Below are 18,543 nucleotides of genomic sequence, written 5' to 3' on the forward strand. Positions count from 1 at the left end.
GCGAGCGGCCGTCATCGTGCCGCCACAGGATGTCGGACTTGCCGTCGCCGTCGAAATCGTCGGGCGTGAACGGGCGGGTGACATGGTCGGGCTGGAGCGCGACGATCACGCCGGGAGTCCTGCCGCCCTGCGAGGGGGCGAGCGCCGCGATATCGAGCGCGCCGCCGCCGTTCAGGTCGAGGAGTTCGACATCGTAGATGCCCGAATCGAACAGGGGGGTCCGCGGCTGGAAGCTGGCATTGCCGTTGTTGACGAACAGCGAGGTGCGTGCGCTGCCGTTGGCGGGGAGGTTGACGGAGACGATATCGACGGTCCCGTCGCCGTTCATGTCGCCGGCCTTGATCGCCCATAGCGCCCCGCCGGCGGCGAGCGTCTGCGCCGTCGTGAATGCGCCGCTGCCGTTCCCGGTGAGGATGGAGATGGACGTGCCCGTACCCATCGCGAGATCGCTGATCCCGTCCCCGTTGAAGTCGCCGACGACAACCTTGGAAGCGCCGCCGCCGATGACGGCGCTCGTGGTATTGAAGGTGCCGTCGCCGTTGCCGAGCAGCACCGAATATCCCGTCGCGGTCGTCAGCACGAGATCGAGGAAAGAATCACCATTGAAATTGCCGCTCGCAACGCCGGTATGCTCCGGCACAACCTGCTTGATTTCGGCACCGAACGTCCCGCCGGCGGCGCCGAGGCGTACCGATACCAGCACCTGGGACGTGTAAGGATCGCTATACTGACGCTTGGTGGTTATCAGGTCGATGCCACCATCGCCGTTCAGATCGCCGAGGAGCAATGCTCCGCCGATTCCCGGATTCTGGTACCCGCCGCCGGAGGTGAAACTGCCAGCGCCATTGCCGAGGAAGATCCGGATCGCGCTCTGCCCGATGTTCGGCATCGAATAGTCAGCAGGATTGTTGAGCGCAGTCACAAAGTCGAGATGGCCGTCGCCATTCACGTCCGCGACGGCCAGGACACCGCCATTCGCGCTTTGACCACCGACTCTAACCGGCGCGCCAAAGCTGCCGTTGCCGTTGTTGGTAAGCAGCGTGAAGAAGCCGCCGCCGAAACTGCTGTCGAAATTCCGGACGAGCAGATCGATATCGCCGTCCTCGTCGAAATCGCCGCCCGCAATGTCGACCGCCGGGGTCGCCATGTTCGGAGGATTGGTCGGATAATAAACGGGCGGCTCGAATGTGGGGACGGGGGCAGCGGGCATCTTCTCGGCTCCTTGTCGTTCGCGGCACGGGCGTATCGGCCGCCATTCGGCACTTGGGCAATAACCATGACGCCGCCGCGACGGGGCGGCGGGAGCCCGGCAGGACTACCGAGCGATATCAGCACTCTATCGGCGGATGCTGTCCCAAACAAGCGAGGCAGCGACAACGCGATTGAACCCTTGTCTCAGCGGGAAGGATGCCGCCGTCGGACCTTGGCCAGCGCGCGCATTTTCGCCTAGGCTGATCGCGCCGGCAACGAGTCCGGTCCCGAGAGGAAGGTTTGGCTCAGATGAAGTTGATCGTACCGGCGGCCGCTGCGCTTGCCTTGCTGGCGCCCGCCGCCTTCGCGCAGACCGCGCCGGCCGCCGCTCCCGCACCGGCGGCAGCGGCGAAGTTCACGCTCGACACGCCGATCGAGGCGCTGGTCGCCGATCCCAAGGCCAAGGCGGTGCTCGATGCCGATCTGCCCGGCGTCACCGCCCATCCTTCCTATGACATGTTCAAGGGCATGAGCCTGCGCGCAGTCCAGCCGATGTCGAACGGCAAGCTCACCGACGAGGCGCTCAAAAAGGTCGAGACCGACCTCGCCGCGATCAAGTAGACCGAAGATACAAAAAGGGCCGGGGATCGCCCCGGCCCTTCGATATTCAGCCCTTGCGGCTCGCCTCGAACAGGAACCAGGCGCGTTCCTCGGCCTGATCGGTCCATTCGTCGACGATCCCCGAGGTCGCGTTGTCGCCGGCATCCTCGGCCGCCTGCTTCACCGCGCGGAAGCTCTCGACCAGCTTGAGATTGTCGTCGCGCAGCTCGGCGAGCATGTCGCCCGGAGCGACGAAATCCTCGTCGTTGTCCTTGATCGTCTGGCGCCGCGCGATGTCGCCGATCGAGCGAATCGTGACGTTGCCGGTCTTGCGGACGCGCTCGGCGATCGCATCGGTGACGCCGTAGATTTGCGCGGCCTGATCGTCGAGCAGCAGATGATAGTCGCGGAAATGCGGGCCCGAGACGTGCCAGTGGAAATTCTTGGTCTTGAAATAGAGCGTGAAGCAATCCGCCAGCGCGCTGTTCAGCGCGTCCGCCACGCTCCTGGTGTCGTTGCGGTTGAGATCGGTGGGCGTCGCGAGTGCCGCCTTGGTGTCTGCCATCATGTCCTCCGGAAAAACGATACGTGAGCCCAACGAAGCGCATATAGGACGGGCTCCGCGGGCTGCCACGGCAATTTTCGATGACTGCGATCAGCCCTTTCGATCAGCCGGTCAGCCGCAACGCGCCGAGGCCGATCGCCGTCCCCGCGATCAGGAACAGCGCCGAGGACGCAAACCGCAGCCAGCGCAGCGGCAGATTGCTCCATCCGGCTTCGCCCAGGACAGCGGCGACGATCGCCACGACGAGCGCGCCCAGCGTCGTGCCCGCTGCCGCGAGCCACGGATTCCCGCCGGCAGCCAGCGCGAAGGTGAAGAATTGCGTCTGCTCGCCCAATGCGAGCACGAAGACACCGAGCAACGGGGTGAACAGCGGCCCGAAGCGCCAGCGATCGAGCCGGCTCGGCAGCCTGGTGCGGATCATCCCGGTGACCGCGCCGGCCAGCAAGGCGACCGCGAGCAGCAGCGACCGGGCCTCGGGCGTGAGCGTCGGCGCGACCGCCGCTCCGGCCCATGCGGCGAGCAGGCTGCCGGCGCCATGCGCGAGCCCCGCTACGAGCGCGACCGTCAGCGGCCGCCCGAACCGATCGGCGAGGATCGCGGTCAGCAGCGCCGGCCGATCGCCGGGCTGGGCGAGCAAGGCGAGCAGAAAGGCAGGGACGATCGCTTCCATTGCCTCTTATCGTCACATCGTTCCGGCCCCGGCAACTCGTATGCGCGCCGGCTGCGAGCTGCTGCCATTGATACTTACTTGCAACAAGCCGTGCGCCGCGCTAGGCGCCGCGCCGCTTCATCAGGGGTAATCATGCGTATCCGGGTCCGTTCGCTGCTCGCCGTCTCTTCGCTCGCACTCGCTGCGCCCGCGCTCGCGCAACAGGCGCACGACCCGTCGGAAGCCGAGGAGCAAGGCGAGATCGTCGTCACCGGCGCACGCACCGTCCTGCCCGCCAACGCTCTGCCGCTGACCATCGACGTGATCGATCGCGCGGCACTCGACCAGCAGGTGGCGATCGCCGGTTCGGTGGTCGACGCGGTCGCCAATCTCACCCCCAGCTTCTCGCCGACTCGGCAGAAATTGTCGGGCGCGGGCGAGACGCTGCGCGGCCGCTCGCCGCTCTACGCGATCAACGGCATCCCGCAATCGACGCCCTTGCGCGACGGCGCCCGCGACGGATTCACCATCGATCCGTTCTTCATCGATCGTGTCGAACTGATCTATGGATCGAATGCGCTGCAGGGGATCGGAGGCACTGGCGGCATCGTCAATCAGGTCACCGTCGCCCCGCCAGCGGCCGAAGGACTGAGCGGCCGCGCGCTGGTGCAGGGCAATGCCGATACCGGCTTCCGCGACGATGGAATGGGCGGCAAGCTTGCCGGGCTGCTCGCATGGCGTTCGGGGCGCTTCGACGCGATGGTGGGCGCGGCCTATGAGAAGCGCGGCGCCTTTTACGACGGCGCGGGCCGCCGCGTCGGCACCGACCTCACCCAGGGAGAGACGCAGGATTCGCAGAGCTGGTCGCTGTTCGCGCGGCTGGGCTATGCGGTCAGCGACACGATGCGGCTCGATCTCACTGCCAGCCGCTTCGAGCTGAAGGGCGACGGCGATTATGTCGCGGTCAATGGCGATTACCGGATCGACCTGCCGACCAGCTCGGTGCGCGGCACTCCGCCCGGGGTCCCCGCGACCAACCGGACCGAGAGCGTCGCGCTGTCGCTGACCGATTCGTCGCTATGGGGCGGCAATCTGGTCAGCCAGCTCTTCTACAATCGCTCGCGCGACACCTATGGCGGCGAGATCGCCCCGATCGCCACCTTCCAGGACGCGCGGATCGCGCCGGTCGGCACCCTGTTCGATCAGTCGCAGAACCGCTCGCGCAAGTTCGGCGGCAAATTGAGCTATGAGCGCGCGATCCCGGGCTTCGAGGCGCTCACCGCCACGCTCGGCTTCGACGCATTGTTCGACAAGACCGAGCAGCGTCTGATCGCCACCGATCGCGTCTGGGTTCCGCCCGCCGAATTCCGCAGTCTCGCGCCGTTCGCGCAGGCCAATCTGGCGCTGTTCGACAAGAAGCTGCGGCTCGCCGGCGGCGTGCGCCACGAGAGCGTCAAGATCACCATCGACGATTACACCACCCTGGCGTCCTATGCCGGCGGCCATTTCGTCTCGGGCGGAAGCCCCGAGTTCAGCGACACGCTGCTCAACGGTGGCGTGATCGTCGAGCCGTGGGCGGGCATCCGGGCATATGCGAGCTATGCCGAGGGCTATACCGTGCCCGATGTCGGCCGCATCGCCCGCGCGATCAATCGCGACGGGGTCGATCTCGACCATTATCTCGATCTCACTCCGATCGTGTCGAACAATCGCGAAGTCGGGTTCGAGCTCAAGCGCGGGCCGCTCGACGCGAGCGCCAGCTATTTCTGGTCGAGCAGCGATCAGGGCTCGCTGCTCGTTTTGGTCGGCGGCTCGTACGAGGTCCAGCGCCAGCGCGTCGAGATCGAGGGGCTCGAGCTCAACCTCGCGGTGCGCACCCCGCTGGACGGGCTCAGGATCTCGACCGGCTATGCGCATCTGATCGGGCGTACCGATGCGGACGGCGACGGCAGCGTCGATCAGGACCTCGACGGCGCCAATATCTCGCCCGACCGGTTCAACCTCGCCGCCACCTATGCGGCCGGCCCGATCTCGGCGCGGGTTCAGACCCAATTCTATCTGTCGCGCCGCTATGACGGTCTCGCCCGCGTCTTCGATTTCGGTGGCTACAACGTCACCGATGCCAGCATCCGCTACCAGACCGGCTTCGGCGGAGTGACGCTCAGCGCCCAGAACCTCTTCGACGCCTTCTATATCGACTATTACAGCGACACCGTCCGCCCCACCGACAATGCCCATTATTTCGCCGGCCGCGGGCGCAACTTCACGCTCGGCTGGGACCTGCGGTTCTGACGCGATGAAGCTGCTCGATCTCCTCCACCGCTGGACCGGCGGGCTGATCGGGCTGCTGCTCGCCTTGATGGGGCTTTCGGGAGCGATCCTCGTCCATCGCGACGCGTGGGTGATGCTGCCGCACGCCGGCGATGCGCAGGTCCAGTCGACCGCGGCGATCGCCGCGGTGACCGAGAAACTGTTCGCCGATCCCGCAGCGCGCCCCCAGAGCCTCACTTTCGCCAATGCCAATTTCGGGCTCGACCGGATGGCGACGCCGGGCGGCGGCGGCGCCTATACCGATCAGGCCGGGAACATAGTGCTCAGCTGGAGCAGTCAATGGGCGCGCCCCGAGCTCTGGCTGTTCGACTTCCACCACCATCTCTTCGCCGGCGACACCGGCGAGACGGTGATCGGGGTGGCCGCGCTGATCGGGCTGTTCTTCGTGATCTCGGGCGTGATCCTGTGGTGGCGCACCCGCAAGACTTTCGCGTTTCGCCTGTGGCCCGCGCGGATGACCCGGCCGGCGATCGTCCGCCAGCACCGCGATCTCGGCGTGGTCATGGCGCCTTTGCTGGCGTTGTCGCTGCTCACCGGCGCGACCCTGGTGTTCCGGCCGCTCACTGCGGTCTTTCTCGGCCCTTCGGCGCCCGCGACGATCGACGAGGCGATGAAAGCCCCAAAGGCGCCGCCTGCGAAGCTCGCCGACCGTCTCGACTGGCGCAACATGATCGTCACGGCGCGCACGCTCTATCCCGATGCCGAAATCCGCAGCCTCGCGATGCCGCGCGGCAAGAGCGGCACGATCACCCTGCGCATGCGCAAGCCCGACGAATGGCTCCCGAACGGCCGCACCACCTTGTGGTTCGCCGCCGACACCGGTGCGCTGATCGCACATCGCGACGACTCGGCGCTTCCGCGGGTCGTGAAGGCCTACAACACGCTCTACCCGCTCCATGCCGCCAAGGTCGGCGGCCTCGGCTATCGGCTGGTGATGACGCTGTCCGGCCTCACGCTGGCGATGCTGGGGAGCTTCGCGGTGTGGAGCTTCTGGTTCCGCCGCCCGCGCCCGGTCAGGCGAGCGCCGGCCCGCGGAACGGGATATCCCGCCGCCAGTAAGTGAGCGCCCGCCACAGCCATTCGACCGGGCCGTAGCGGAAACGCCGCAGCCACCAATGCGCCAGCGCCAGCTGCGCCGCGATCGCGCCGAGCCCGACCCATAATCGGGTCAGCTGGTTCCAATCGTCGTACAATCCGAGCCCGAAGCCGTAGAAGATCGGCACGAAGATCAGCGACTGGAGGATGTACAGCGTCAACGTGGTGCGCCCGACCGCAGCGAGCGGGCGGAGCAATGCGCGCGCCGGGCTCTCGTACAAGGCGAGGAGCAACAGAAGCCACAATGTCGTCCCGGCCAGCTCGAACCAGCTGCCGAGCAGATAGGAGAGCAGCCGGTCCGACGCCTCGCCGTGATGCTGCGCGGCGAACCATGCCTTGAAGCCGTCGCGCCCCAGATAGAGCCCGACCGCCACCACCGCCGCGACCGCGAAGGCGATCCACCGCGCCCGCGCGAATTCGCCGAGCCGCGCGAAGAATCCGATCCGTCCGAGCACCATCCCGACCAGGTACAGCCCGAGGATCTGCACCATGCGTCCCGATTCGACCATGAACCACCATTTGGGCAGTTGCCCGGCCCAGAGATTGGCGCGGACATGCTCGATCCAGTTGCCGTGCAGATAGACCGCCATCGCCGGGTCGTCGAAATGGTGCGGCGGCTGGTTGGCCCAGGGCGCGCCCGCCATCGCCGCCCAGAGCTGGACCAGCATCACCGGGCTGGCGAAGCAGAATGCGGCGATCGCGATCAGCACGCGATTGTCGCATATCCGGTGGAAGGCGAGCAGCAGGAAGCCCATCAAGGCGAGCAGCTGGATGATGTCGCCGCGATAGATCACCGCATGGGCGAAACCGATGCCGAACAGGACGGTCAGCCGCCATGCGAAGCGCGCCGTGAAATCCACGCCGCGCCGGGCCGCGCGGCCCATCAGGATGAAGAAGCTGAAGCCGAAGCACAAAGCGAGCAGCGAGAAGCTCTTGCCCATGAACAGCAGATAGACCGTGTCCGACACCGGCCCATTCTTCGGATCGGCCCAATAGAGCTCGTAGCTTTCGATCATGTGGACGAGGAACAGCGCCATCAGCGCGAAGCCGCGCACGATATCCACCGATTCCAGCCGTGCGTCCGTGGCAGCGTGCCGCGCGGCCGTTGCTTCTTCCATTGGCGACTCCTTTTGCGCGGGCACGCTAGGGGGGGCTTTCGCCGAAATCCAGCAACCTGCGCGCGATCTTTACCGGTTGTTCGTCCTGCTGCCGTAGCTATCGGACATGGTCGGGGGGATCATCAGGCTGTTGCTGGCGCTTGCCGGATGCATCGCATTGCTCTGCGGTGCTCCCGCGCATGCGCAGAAGGGCGTGGCCGGCAAGCCGCTTGCGGTCTGCATCTTGCGCGACACCGGCGGCATGGATCCGGCCGCGCTGATCCGCCAGCCCGGGCGTTTCGATTGCAGAACCGACCAATATCGTTTCGGCCCCGGCAATTACTGGGTGATCTCGCAGAATATCGACCAGATTTCGCACCCCCATCTGCCGCTCAACGTGCGGGTGGCGAGCCTGTGGCAGCGGGGCCTGACGCTGCACACCCTCTATGCCGACGGCAGCATCGCCACCCAGACCACCGACGCCCGCGGCATCACGCCGCTGATCCAGCTCGGCGCGATCGCCGAGCAGCCGCTTCCCGCCCGCGAGTCGAAGGTGGTTCGGCTGCTCTGGCGGGTCGAAGGGGCCACCAATCTGCGCGGCGTGTTGCTCGGCGCGCGCCTGTCGACCGCGAAGGAGAGCGCGCACGCCAATCTGGCGATGGCGGCGCTCTATGCGGGATTTGCCGGGCTCTCGATCGCGCTGATCATCTACAATCTCGCATTGTGGGGCGCGCTGCGGCATCGCTTCCAGCTTTATTACTGCCTGATGGTCGGCTTGCTGCTGGCCTATGTCTTCTCTTCCTCGGGCGCGCTCGCCTGGGCATGGCCGGAGATCGCCAACAACACCCGGCTGCGCACCAATTTCCTTTTGCTCGGCGGCACCGGCACCGCAGCGCTCGTCTTCGCGCGCAGCTTCTTCGAGGAGCGCGTCTTTGCCGGCTGGCTCGGCCGCTACGCCACTGCAGTCGGATTCGCGATGAGTGGAATCGGGCTGTTCTATTTCCTCACCGCGCCCTTCGCGATCCGCATCTCGGACACGGCGTTCACCTGCTCGTTCGTCGCGCTCTCCGCCGCGGTCTTCCCCTTGTTGTGGCGCGCTTGGCGGCTGCGCAGCAACTATCTCTGGCTGTTCGCCTTCGCCTGGGGCGCGCCGATCCTCACCGCCGCGCTCCGCGCGGTCGCCAATCTGCATCTGATCCCATGGGGTTTCTGGATCGACAATTCGACGATCCTCGCGATGATGATCGAGGCGATCGTCTCGTCGCTCGCAGTCGCCTATCGCATCAAGCTGCTCCGCGACGAGCGCGACGACGCGATCGAGCGCGAAGTGATGATGCGCCGCCTCGCCGACACCGATCCGCTCACCGGGCTGCTCAATCGCCGCGCCTTTCTCAGCCAGGCGATCGGCCGTACCGGCGAGCAACTGCTGCTGATCATCGATCTCGACCATTTCAAGCGCGTCAACGAGACGCTCGGCCATGACGGCGGCGACGAAGTGCTCCGCGTGTTCGCGCGGATGCTGCGCACGTCGGTGCCGCAAGGCACGCTGGTTGCGCGGATCGGCGGCGAGGAGTTCGCGGTCCTCACCCCCGTCGATGCGCCGGTCGAACCCGAAGCGGTGCTCGCCCGGCTCCGCCAGATGCGCATGCCGTTCGACATCCAGGTGACCGCCAGCATCGGCACGTGCCGCGGCACGCTGACCAGCGAAGTCGAATGGAAGGCATTGTACCGCATCGCCGATTCCGCATTGTTCGACGCCAAGTCCGCCGGACGCGATCGGGTTCGCAACGCCCTGCGCGAAGCCGCCTGATTCGCTTGCCGCGCGCGGTGCCGGAGCCTATGGGCGTCGGCGAAGGGAATGGGGATGTTCAAGCGTAACCGCATCGTGCTGATCGCGTCCGCCGCGGCGCTCGCCTTGCTGGCATGGGCCTCGCCCGATCATCGCGCCGACATTCGCATCCTCGCGCATCGTCCCGGCGACCTCGCCCCGCAAAAGGCACAGGCGATCATCGATATCGGCCTCGCCTCGGTCTCGGTGCTCGTCACGTGGAGCAAGCGGCTGGGCTATTGAACGATCGCCGCGGCTTGCTTACACCCGTGTAAATGACCGATCCCGAGCACGTCTGGCGCACCGCGTTTAATCATCCGGGCCAATGGGATACCAGCTTCCCGCCCGCGTCGATGGTCGACCTTTTCGAAGCGAGCGCCACCGCGCATCCGCACGACCCGTTGCTCGACTTCATGGGCCGCAAATACAGCTATGGCGAGACGCTCGACGGGGTCCACCGCGTCGCCTGCGGACTGAAGGCGCTCGGCTATGGCCGCGGCGACCGGATCGGGCTGTTCCTGCCCAACGTCCCGCATTATGTCGCGGCCTATTACGGCATCCTCAAGCTCGGCGCGACCGTGGTCAATTTCTCGCCGCTTTACTCGGTCGAGGAACTGGCGGCGCAGGTCGAGGATTCGGGCACCCGATTGCTCTTCACCCTGTCCGCCTCGGCATTGCTGCCCACCGCGCTCAAGGTGCTCGAGCAAAGCGGGCTCGAGCGGCTGGTGGTCGGCTCGGTGGCGGGGGCACTCCCCCCCGCCAAGTCGCTTTTCTATCGCTGGTTCAAGACCAGGGAAGTCGCCGAGCGCCCCGATGATCCGCGCATCCTCGCTTTCTCGCAGCTGATCGCCAACAAGGGCGGCTGCGACCCGGTGGCGCTGGATCCCGAACGCGACGTCGCGCTGATCCAATATACCGGCGGCACCACCGGCACGCCCAAGGGCGCCGTGCTCACCCATCAGAATCTCTCGGCCAATGCCCGGCAGGTCGCCCAGCTCGACCCCGAATTCGGCAAGAACAAGGATTCGATCCTCGGCGTCCTGCCCTTCTTCCACGTCTTCGCCAATACCTGCGTGCTCAACCGCACGGTGCTGACCGGCGGCGAGATCGTCATGCTGCCGCGTTTCAACGCCAAGCAGGCGCTTGCCGAGCTGCGCCGCACCCGCCCGCGCTCGCTGCCGGGCGTCCCGACCATGTACCAGGCCTTGCTCGACGCGCCGGGAATGAAGCCCGGCGACTTCAGCTCGCTGCGTTATTGCATCTCGGGCGGCGCGCCGCTCCCGGCCCAGCTCAAGGAAGAATGGGAGCGCATCACCGGCGCACGCGTGATCGAGGGCTATGGCTTGTCCGAAAGCTCGGGCGTGGTCTCGACCAACCCCTATGACGGGATCAACAAGCCCGGCACGATCGGCCAGCCGCTCGCCGCCACCCGCGTCCGACTCGTCGACAAGGAAGACCCCACCCGGCCGCCGCCGCCGGGCGAGCCCGGCGAGATCGTCGTCTCGGGCCCGCAGATCATGCGGGGCTATTGGAACCGCCCCGACGCCGACGCCGAGACGTTCGCCGAAGTCGATGGTGAGGGGCATTGGCTGCGCACCGGCGATGTCGGGACGATCGACGCGGACGGCTATATCCGCATCGTCGACCGGCTCAAGGACATGATCGCGGTCGGCGGCTTCAAGGTATTCCCGAGCCAGATCGAGGCAGTGCTCTATCGCCATCCGGCGATCAAGGAAGCGCTCGTGATCGGCCTGCCCGATGCCTATCATGGCGAACTCCCGCACGCTTATGTCGTGCTCGACCCCGAAGCCGATCCGGTCTCCGGGCCCGAGCTCTGCCTCTGGCTCAACGGCCAGCTCGGCAAGCACGAACGCGTCTCGCAGGTCGTGGTGCGCGAGAGCCTGCCCAAGACGATGATCGGGAAATTGAGCCGCAAGGATCTGATCGCCGAGGTCTCCGCAAAGTAAAATCCTCCCTCGCGCAGCGGGGGGAGGAGTCGAACAGTGCCCTCCAGCAGGGCTTGATGGAGCGCTCAATCCCCGGCTTTGCCCCCGCCGAACATCACTGCCTTCAGGTTCATGAACTCGTGCATCCCCCAAGGGCCAAGCTCGCGCCCGTGCCCCGACAGCTTTACCCCACCGAACGGCGCTTCGGGGGTCGAGGCGAGCAAGGAATTGACCGCGGTCATTCCCGACTGAATGTCGCGCGCGAACCGCTCGATTTCGGCCTCGTCCTGCGTCCACACCGCCGAACCCAGCCCATAGGGCACGTCATTCGCCAGCGCGATCGCGGCGTCGATGTCGTCGGCCTTGTACACAGCGGCGACCGGCCCGAAAATCTCTTCCTTCGCCACATCGCTCTCCGGATCGAGCCCGACCAGCACCCCGGGCGTCATCCACGCGCCCTCACGGTCGATCTTCTCGGCGCCGTGCAGCAAGGTCGCCCCCGCCGCCCTGGCGCGTTCGACCTGTTCGAGCACGGTATCGCGCTGCCCCACGCTCGAAAGCGGCCCCATCACCGTCGTGTCGTCCATCGGGTCGCCGATCTTCACTGCCTTCATCCCCGCCGAGAATTTGTCGAGGAACGCGTCATAGATTTCGGCGTGGACGATCATCCGCTTCGCGCAGATGCAGCTCTGCCCGGCATTCTGCACGCGTGCGGTCACCGCGGTCTTCGCCGCGAGGTCGAGATCGGCCGAAGGCATCACGATCAGCGGATCCGATCCGCCGAGCTCGAGCACGACTTTCTTGAGCGCCCTGCCCGCCGCCGCCGCGACCTTGGCGCCCGCGCCTTCGCTGCCGGTGAGCGTCACTGCCACCACGCGCTTGTCGGCGATGATGTCGGAGACCCTGTCCGATTTGATCGCGAGGTTCTGGAACAGTCCGTCGGGCGCGCCCGCCGCACTCGCCAATTGCTGCATCAGCGCCGCGCAGCCCTGCACGCTCGACGCGTGCTTCAGCAGCGCGACATTGCCCGCCATGATCGTCGGCGCGAGGAAGCGCACCACCTGCCAATAGGGAAAATTCCACGGCATTACTGCGAGCACCGGCCCCATGGGGAGCCAGCGCGCCACGGCATGCCCGGCCGGAGTCTGTACTTCGGCCGGCTCGAGATAGTCCGGTCCGCGCTCGGCATAATGCCGGAATCCCGATATGCATTTCTCGACCTCGGCGATCGCGCCGGTGATCGGCTTGCCCATCTCCTTCACTGCGGTCTCGGCGAGGTGCCGCTTGTTCGCCTCCCATTGATCGGCGATCGCGGAGAGCAATTGCGTCCGCTGATCGAGCGGCGAATCGCGCCACGCCGCGAAACAGGTCTGCGCACGGCTCAGCGCCAGCTCGACGCCGTCGGCATCCAGTTCGTCGAAGCTCTCCCCGGCCTCGCCGGTCGCGGGATTGATGCTGGTGAACATGAGCGCTTCTCCTCGGATTGCGCCCTCTAGATGTGGCGCGGTCCGGCGGTTGCAACCCAATCCTCCCCGGGCTCGCTGGAGGATTTCTCTGCTCGCCCGCCGCACTGTTGCAATCCCCGCCTGCCCTGCCGCATAGCGACGACATGGCAGACGAAGCGCAGATTACGGAACTCTCGTTCGAAGAGGCCCTCAAGGAGCTCGAGCGAATCGTGAGTCGGCTCGAGAGCGGCGACGCGCAGCTTCAGGAGGCGATCGACCTGTACGAGCGCGGCGACCAGCTTCGCCGCCAATGCGCCGCACGGCTCGATTCGGCGCAGGCGCGCATCGAGGCGATCCGCACCGACGCGCAGGGCCGTGCCGTGGGCACCGCTCCCTTCGCCGCCGGCTGACCGAGTGCAGCGCGTGGCCGATGCGTCCCTCGCGCTCCAGGCGGCGCTCCGGCAAGTCTCCACCGAGATCGATCGCCAGTTCGATCTGCTGCTCGCGATTCCCGACGATCCGCGCAAAGGGCTCTATCGCGCGATGCGCCATGCCGCGATCGGCGGCGGCAAGAGGCTGCGGCCCTTGCTCGTATTCGGAACCGCGGGCCTGTTCGGCGTCAACCGCACCGCGATCGCCCGCGTCGCCACCGCGCTCGAATGCATCCATGTCTATTCGCTGATCCATGACGATCTGCCTGCGATGGATGATGACGATATGCGCCGCGGCAAGCCGACGGTGCACAAGGCGTTCGACGAGGCGACCGCGATCCTCGCCGGCGATTGCCTCCACGCGCTCGCCTTCGAGATCCTCGCCGACGATGCCACCCATCCCGATCCGTTCGTGCGGGTCGAATTGGTCGGCGCGCTCGCCCATGCCTCGGGCCCGGCGGGGATGGCCGGGGGGCAGATGATGGATCTCGAAGCCGAGAAAACCGGCTTCGACCTGCCGACGGTGACCCGGCTGCAGGCGATGAAGACCGGTGCGCTGATCAGTTGCGCGGTCGAGAGCGGCGCGATCCTCGGCCGGGTGCCGCCCGAGGGCCGCACCGGGCTGCGCGGCTATGCCCGCGACGTCGGCCTCGCCTTCCAGATCGCCGACGACATTCTCGACGCTGAGGGCGACGAGGAACTGGCCGGCAAGAAATTGCGCAAGGACGAAGCGGCGGGCAAGGAGACCTTCCTCACCTTGCTCGGGCTCGAGCGTGCCCGCGAGCAGGCCCGGTTGCTCGTCGACCAGGCGATAGCCCATCTCAAGCCTTATGGTGCGGAAGCCGACCTGCTCCGCGATATCGCACGCTACACGTTGGAGAGGGATCGATGACCATCCGCACCGGCGTCTATCCCGGCACCTTCGATCCGATCACCCGCGGCCATATGGACATCATCCGCCGCGGCGCGAAGCTGGTCGACCGGCTGGTGATCGGGGTGACCACCAATCCGTCCAAATCGCCGATGTTCACGATCGAGGAACGGATGGAGATGGTGAAGCGCGAGACCGCCGACATCCGCGGCGAAATCCACGTCGTCAGCTTCGATTCGCTGCTGATGGACTTTGCCGAGCGCGAAGGCGCCAACATGATCGTCCGCGGACTCCGCGCCGTCGCCGACTTCGAATATGAATATCAGATGGCGGGGATGAACCAGCAGCTCAACGATCGGGTCGAGACGGTCTTCCTGATGGCCGACGTCTCGCTCCAGCCGATCGCCAGCCGGCTGGTAAAGGAGATCGCGCTCTATGGCGGCGCGATCCGCAAGTTCGTCAGCCCCGCGGTCGAAGCCGACGTCGCGCGCCGCGTCTCGGAGATCGGCCGCAAAGGGTCCTGAGCCAGCCGAAACGCTGCCTTTCCGCCGCCACACCTTTGTTCTAGACCCTTTTCCGACAAGAAGATCCGAGTGGGGATATCGATGCGTTTCGTTGCCGCCCTGGCCGCTGCTGCCGCCATGATGTTTGCCGTGCCCGCCGCCGCGCAGGGCGGGGGTGGCCCGCCGGCCAAGCCGGAGATCGAGACCTTCAAGGGCGTCGCCGCCGATCCCAAGGCTGCGGTCGCCACCACCGTCGCCGCCGATCCCGAAAACACCTGGGTGCTCGATCTCTCGACCGGCGGCCGCGTCACCATCCGGCTGCGCCCCGATGTCGCGCCCAAGATGGTCGAGCAGATCAAGACGCTCACCCGCCGCAAATTCTATGACGGCACCATTTTCCACCGTGTGATCGACGGCCCCGAGAACATGGCGCAGGGCGGCGATCCCACCGGCACCGGCACCGGCGAATCCGATCTCCCCGACGTGGTCGCCGAGTTCAACAATCTGCCGCACGTCCGCGGTGCGGTCTCGGCCGCGCGGACCAAGGACCCGAACAGCGCCAACAGCCAGTTCTTCATCATGTTCGGTCCGCGCCTCGGCTTCGACCATGATTATACCGTGTTCGGCCGGGTGGTCGGCGGCATGCAATGGGTCGACAAGATCGAGCGCGGCGAGCCGCCTGCGAGCCCGACCAGGATCCTCCATGCCTATATCGCGGCGGACAATCCGCCGGCCTATCAGGCGCCGCCGGTCGCCGCTCCGGCGCTGCCGGAGGGCGAGACCAAGGTCACGCTGCCGCAATAGTGCCACGTATCAGGTGAACGTCGAACTATTCGATTTCGCGCTGCCGCCGGAGCGGATCGCATTGCGCCCGGCGGCGCCGCGCGATTCCGCCCGGCTGCTGGTGCTCGACGGCGCGGATACGCGCGATGCCCGTGTCGGCGACTTGCCCGCATGCCTGCGCAAGGGCGACTTGCTGGTGTTCAACGACACCCGCGTCATTCCCGCCCAGCTCGAGGGACTGCGCGGCGCGGCAAGGATCGGCGCGACCCTGCACAAGCGCGAGGGGCCGCGGCGCTGGCGCGCCTTCATCCGCAACGCCAAAAGGCTGCGCGAAGGCGACAGCGTGGATTTCGGCGAGGGCGTCACCGCGACCGCTTCGGACCGTGCCGAGGATGGCAGCTTCGCGCTCGATTTCGCCGGCGACGCGCCGGTCGAATTGCTCCTCGAACGCTGCGGCCGGATGCCGCTGCCGCCCTATATCGCCTCGAAGCGCCCGACCGACGCGCGCGACGCCGACGACTATCAGACGATGTTCGCCAGCGAACCCGGCGCGGTGGCGGCGCCGACCGCGGCGCTGCATTTCACGCCCCAACTGCTCGCCGCGCTCGATGCCGCCGGCATCGGCCATGCCACGCTGACTCTCCATGTCGGCGCGGGCACTTTCCTGCCGGTCAAGGCCGAGGACACCGATGCGCACAAGATGCACGCCGAATGGGGCCGGATCGACGCGGCGACCGCAGACCGGCTCAATGCGGTCCGCGCCGCGGGCGGCCGGGTGATCGCGGTCGGCACCACCAGCCTGCGCCTGATCGAGAGCGCCGCTCGCGAGGACGGCATCATCGCGCCGTTCGAAGGCGACACCGCGATCTTCATCACCCCGGGCTATCGCTTTCGCGGGATCGACGGGCTGGTCACCAACTTCCATCTGCCGCGCTCGACCTTGTTCATGCTGGTATCGGCGCTGATGGGGCTCGAGCGGATGCAGGCGGCCTATGCGCATGCCATTGCCACCGACTATCGCTTCTATAGCTATGGCGATGCCAGCCTGTTGCTGCCCTGACGAGAGGATGAGGATGCGCCTGTTCCTGATGCTCGCCGCGCTCGCCGCGACGCCCGCTTTGGCCCAGCAGGCGCCGGTCACGCCGGTCGTCCCCGGCCCGCAGGCCCAGCCCGCCGCGACGGTGATGGTCGAGCCGGTCGGCATGATGATCGCGGCGTTCGACGGCGACGGCGACGCCAGGGTCAGCCGCGCCGAATTCGATGCCGGGCTGCGCCGCAGCTTCGACAGCGTGGACACGGGCAAGACCGGGTCGCTCGGCTATATCGCCTTTTCCGACTGGTCCGAGCGCTGGCTCGGGGACCGCAATACCTTGCCCAGCCCGTTCGAGACCGACCGCGACGGCGACAATCGCATCACCTGGGACGAGCTCGCCGCGCGCTTCGACCTGCTGTTCGCGCGGTTCGATGCCAACAAGGACAATGCGATCACGCGCAGCGAATTGCTGACGCTGCGTCCGCAGCTGTTCGACCGGGATCGCCGCGGGCGGCCGATGGGCAAGTCCGCCCGGCCGCGTAATTGAGGTCCTAGCATCTCATGCGCATGCCCGGCTAAACCAGCTGCAATGGCGGGACATCACGACCACGATCATCACCACGCGCACGGGCCGGCCGATTTCGGCCGCGCCTTCGCTTTGGGCGCCACGCTCAACATCGGGTTCGTGGCCGTCGAGGGCGCTGCCGGCTTCCTGACCGATTCGGTCGCGTTGCTCGCCGATGCCGGGCATAATCTCTCCGACGTGCTCGGTCTGCTCGTCGCCTGGGCCGGCGCCGAACTCGCCAAGCGCCCCGCCCCGAAGCGGTTCACCTATGGCTTTCGCGGCAGCTCGATCCTCGCCGCGCTGACCAATTCGGTGTTGCTGCTCGTCGCGGTCGGCGCGATCGGCTGGGAAGCGATACAGCGTTTCGCCGATCCTCCCGCGATCCCCGGCAAGGTGGTGATGATCGTCGCGGCGGTGGGCATCGTCGTCAACCTGTCGACTGCCTTGCTGTTCGTGCGCGGGCGCAAGCACGACATCAACATCCGCGGCGCATACCTCCACATGGCGACCGACGCCGCGGTCTCGGCCGGCGTGGTGATCGGCGGCGCGCTGATCCTGCTCACCGGCGCGCGCTGGATCGATCCGGCGATCAGCCTGATCATCGTCGCGGTGATCCTGTGGAGCAGCTGGGGCCTTGCGCGCGAATCGCTGACCATGGCGCTGCAGGCAGTGCCCGAAGGAATCGACGCCGACGCCGTCGAACGCGCGCTGACCGGGCTGCCCGGCGTGGCGCGTGTCCATGATCTCCACATCTGGCCGATGAGCACCACCGAAGCGGCGCTGACCGCGCATCTCGTGATGCCGGACGGCCATCCCGGCGACGCGTTCCTGATCGATCTCCAGCACCGGCTGGCGCATGATTTCCGCATCGATCACATCACCGTCCAGATCGAGCTCGGCGAAGGCGCCGAATGCCGCATGCACGGACGCGCCCATGGTTGAGACGGCGCCCGCGACCGGCACCCACGGCCCGCCGATCCGGCTGGTGATCTTCGATTTCGACGGCACTTTGTCCGACAGCGGCGACTGGTTCCTGTCGGTGGTCGATCAGCTCGCCCGCCGCTTCCGCTTCCGCACCGTCGCCCCCGACGAGGTCGAGATGCTGCGCCACCGGAGTTCGCGCGAAGTGATCGATTTCCTCGGCATCTCGCGCTGGAAGATGCCGCTGATCGCGCGGCATCTGCGCAAGCTGGTCGGCCTCAATGCGCATCAGATCGAGCTGTTTCCCGGAACGCCCGATCTGCTCGAGCAATTGGCGGAGACCGGCGTGAAGATCGCGCTCGTCACCTCCAATTCCGAAGCCAATGCGCGGAAGATCCTCGGCGAGCAACACGCCGCCCGGATCGACCTCTACGCCTGCGGCTCTTCACTGTTCGGCAAGGCCCCCAAATTCCGCCGCGTGCTCAAGAAGATGGCGATCCCGGCCGGCGCAGCGCTGGCGATCGGCGACGAGACCCGCGACATCGACGCGGCGCGCGAGGTGGGGATGCGCGCCGGCGCGGTCTTATGGGGCTATGCCAGCGAGGCAGTGCTCACCGCGCACGCGCCCGACACCTTGTTTCGGGCGCCGCAGGACATTCTCGACTACGTCGCCACGCATCGCGGCTGAC

The 18,543-nt window shown here is 66.8% G+C and carries 19 protein-coding genes; 14 read left to right on the forward strand and 5 right to left on the reverse strand.

Annotated elements, in window-relative coordinates; translation table 11 throughout:
* Positions 1 to 1,210 (reverse strand): VCBS repeat-containing protein (locus Q9Q95_RS20345; RefSeq protein WP_306098993.1); only part of this gene is annotated, 1,210 nt, incomplete at its 3' end.
* Between the two features lie 290 nt (positions 1,211 to 1,500).
* Here Q9Q95_RS20345 and Q9Q95_RS20350 point away from each other — a divergent pair.
* Positions 1,501 to 1,812 (forward strand): hypothetical protein, encoded by a 312-nt coding sequence (locus Q9Q95_RS20350; RefSeq protein WP_306098994.1) that lies wholly within the window; start codon positions 1,501 to 1,503, stop codon positions 1,810 to 1,812.
* 46 nt (positions 1,813 to 1,858) lie between these two features.
* On the opposite strand, the gene Q9Q95_RS20355 is transcribed toward Q9Q95_RS20350, so the two are convergent.
* Entirely contained in the window at positions 1,859 to 2,356 is a 498-nt protein-coding gene (locus Q9Q95_RS20355; RefSeq protein WP_306098995.1) for a Dps family protein, read from the reverse strand.
* A gap of 103 nt (positions 2,357 to 2,459) precedes the next feature.
* The gene (locus tag Q9Q95_RS20360) at positions 2,460 to 3,026 is read right to left on the reverse strand and encodes a TMEM165/GDT1 family protein (RefSeq protein ID WP_306098996.1); all 567 of its coding nucleotides are present in this window, start codon (positions 3,024 to 3,026) and stop codon (positions 2,460 to 2,462) included.
* A 132-nt stretch (positions 3,027 to 3,158) separates the two neighbouring features.
* Between Q9Q95_RS20360 and Q9Q95_RS20365 the strand changes: the two genes are divergently transcribed.
* Both Q9Q95_RS20365 and Q9Q95_RS20370 read left to right on the forward strand, forming a co-directional pair.
* On the forward strand, positions 3,159 to 5,297 hold the full coding sequence (locus tag Q9Q95_RS20365) for a TonB-dependent receptor (RefSeq protein WP_306098997.1): 2,139 nt from the start codon (positions 3,159 to 3,161) through the stop codon (positions 5,295 to 5,297).
* Positions 5,298 to 5,301: 4 nt separating this feature from the next.
* A complete protein-coding gene (locus tag Q9Q95_RS20370; protein ID WP_306098998.1) occupies positions 5,302 to 6,399 on the forward strand; it encodes a PepSY domain-containing protein in 1,098 nt (365 codons plus the stop codon).
* Here the strand turns inward: Q9Q95_RS20370 and Q9Q95_RS20375 are convergent.
* On the reverse strand, positions 6,350 to 7,549 hold the full coding sequence (locus Q9Q95_RS20375; RefSeq protein ID WP_306098999.1) for a DUF418 domain-containing protein: 1,200 nt from the start codon (positions 7,547 to 7,549) through the stop codon (positions 6,350 to 6,352). The genes Q9Q95_RS20370 and Q9Q95_RS20375 overlap by 50 nt on opposite strands.
* 106 nt (positions 7,550 to 7,655) lie before the next feature.
* Between Q9Q95_RS20375 and Q9Q95_RS20380 the strand changes: the two genes are divergently transcribed.
* From Q9Q95_RS20380 to Q9Q95_RS20390, 3 genes are read left to right on the forward strand one after another with little or no spacing between them, the layout of a single operon-like run.
* Positions 7,656 to 9,338 carry a diguanylate cyclase gene (locus Q9Q95_RS20380; protein WP_306099000.1) on the forward strand — a complete coding sequence of 561 codons (1,683 nt, stop codon included), beginning with the start codon at positions 7,656 to 7,658 and terminating at the stop codon, positions 9,336 to 9,338.
* A gap of 54 nt (positions 9,339 to 9,392) precedes the next feature.
* Positions 9,393 to 9,599 carry a hypothetical protein gene (locus tag Q9Q95_RS20385; protein ID WP_306099001.1) on the forward strand — a complete coding sequence of 69 codons (207 nt, stop codon included), beginning with the start codon at positions 9,393 to 9,395 and terminating at the stop codon, positions 9,597 to 9,599.
* Positions 9,600 to 9,631: 32 nt separating this feature from the next.
* The gene (locus tag Q9Q95_RS20390; RefSeq protein WP_306099002.1) at positions 9,632 to 11,323 is read left to right on the forward strand and encodes an AMP-binding protein; all 1,692 of its coding nucleotides are present in this window, start codon (positions 9,632 to 9,634) and stop codon (positions 11,321 to 11,323) included.
* Between the two features lie 65 nt (positions 11,324 to 11,388).
* Here the strand turns inward: Q9Q95_RS20390 and Q9Q95_RS20395 are convergent, their stop codons facing one another.
* The gene (locus Q9Q95_RS20395) at positions 11,389 to 12,768 is read right to left on the reverse strand and encodes an NAD-dependent succinate-semialdehyde dehydrogenase (RefSeq protein ID WP_306099003.1); all 1,380 of its coding nucleotides are present in this window, start codon (positions 12,766 to 12,768) and stop codon (positions 11,389 to 11,391) included.
* Between the two features lie 143 nt (positions 12,769 to 12,911).
* Between Q9Q95_RS20395 and Q9Q95_RS20400 the strand changes: the two genes are divergently transcribed.
* The 8 genes from Q9Q95_RS20400 to Q9Q95_RS20435 all read left to right on the forward strand — a co-directional run bounded on the left by Q9Q95_RS20400 (position 12,912) and on the right by Q9Q95_RS20435 (position 18,542).
* Positions 12,912 to 13,157, forward strand: coding sequence for an exodeoxyribonuclease VII small subunit (locus tag Q9Q95_RS20400; RefSeq protein WP_306099004.1), 246 nt, complete (start codon positions 12,912 to 12,914; stop codon positions 13,155 to 13,157).
* 13 nt (positions 13,158 to 13,170) lie between these two features.
* Positions 13,171 to 14,070 carry a polyprenyl synthetase family protein gene (locus tag Q9Q95_RS20405; RefSeq protein WP_306099005.1) on the forward strand — a complete coding sequence of 300 codons (900 nt, stop codon included), beginning with the start codon at positions 13,171 to 13,173 and terminating at the stop codon, positions 14,068 to 14,070.
* Between the two features lie 2 nt (positions 14,071 to 14,072).
* Positions 14,073 to 14,573 (forward strand): pantetheine-phosphate adenylyltransferase, encoded by a 501-nt coding sequence (gene coaD, locus Q9Q95_RS20410; protein ID WP_306099082.1) that lies wholly within the window; start codon positions 14,073 to 14,075, stop codon positions 14,571 to 14,573.
* Between the two features lie 81 nt (positions 14,574 to 14,654).
* Complete coding sequence (locus Q9Q95_RS20415; protein WP_306099006.1) at positions 14,655 to 15,356, forward strand: peptidylprolyl isomerase; 702 nt, start codon at positions 14,655 to 14,657, stop codon at positions 15,354 to 15,356.
* Positions 15,357 to 15,369: 13 nt separating this feature from the next.
* Positions 15,370 to 16,395, forward strand: a complete 1,026-nt coding sequence (gene queA, locus Q9Q95_RS20420) for a tRNA preQ1(34) S-adenosylmethionine ribosyltransferase-isomerase QueA (protein ID WP_306099007.1) — start codon at positions 15,370 to 15,372, stop codon at positions 16,393 to 16,395.
* 13 nt (positions 16,396 to 16,408) lie between these two features.
* A complete protein-coding gene (locus Q9Q95_RS20425; RefSeq protein ID WP_306099008.1) occupies positions 16,409 to 16,915 on the forward strand; it encodes an EF-hand domain-containing protein in 507 nt (168 codons plus the stop codon).
* A 42-nt stretch (positions 16,916 to 16,957) separates the two neighbouring features.
* On the forward strand, positions 16,958 to 17,875 hold the full coding sequence (locus Q9Q95_RS20430) for a cation diffusion facilitator family transporter (RefSeq protein WP_306099009.1): 918 nt from the start codon (positions 16,958 to 16,960) through the stop codon (positions 17,873 to 17,875).
* A complete protein-coding gene (locus Q9Q95_RS20435) occupies positions 17,868 to 18,542 on the forward strand; it encodes an HAD-IA family hydrolase (protein WP_306099010.1) in 675 nt (224 codons plus the stop codon). The genes Q9Q95_RS20430 and Q9Q95_RS20435 overlap by 8 nt, the downstream gene beginning before the upstream one ends.
* Position 18,543: the final 1 nt, after the last annotated feature.

It is taken from the genome of Sphingomonas sp. DG1-23 (assembly GCF_030730875.1).
In the GTDB taxonomy this organism is placed as follows: domain Bacteria; phylum Pseudomonadota; class Alphaproteobacteria; order Sphingomonadales; family Sphingomonadaceae; genus Sphingomonas.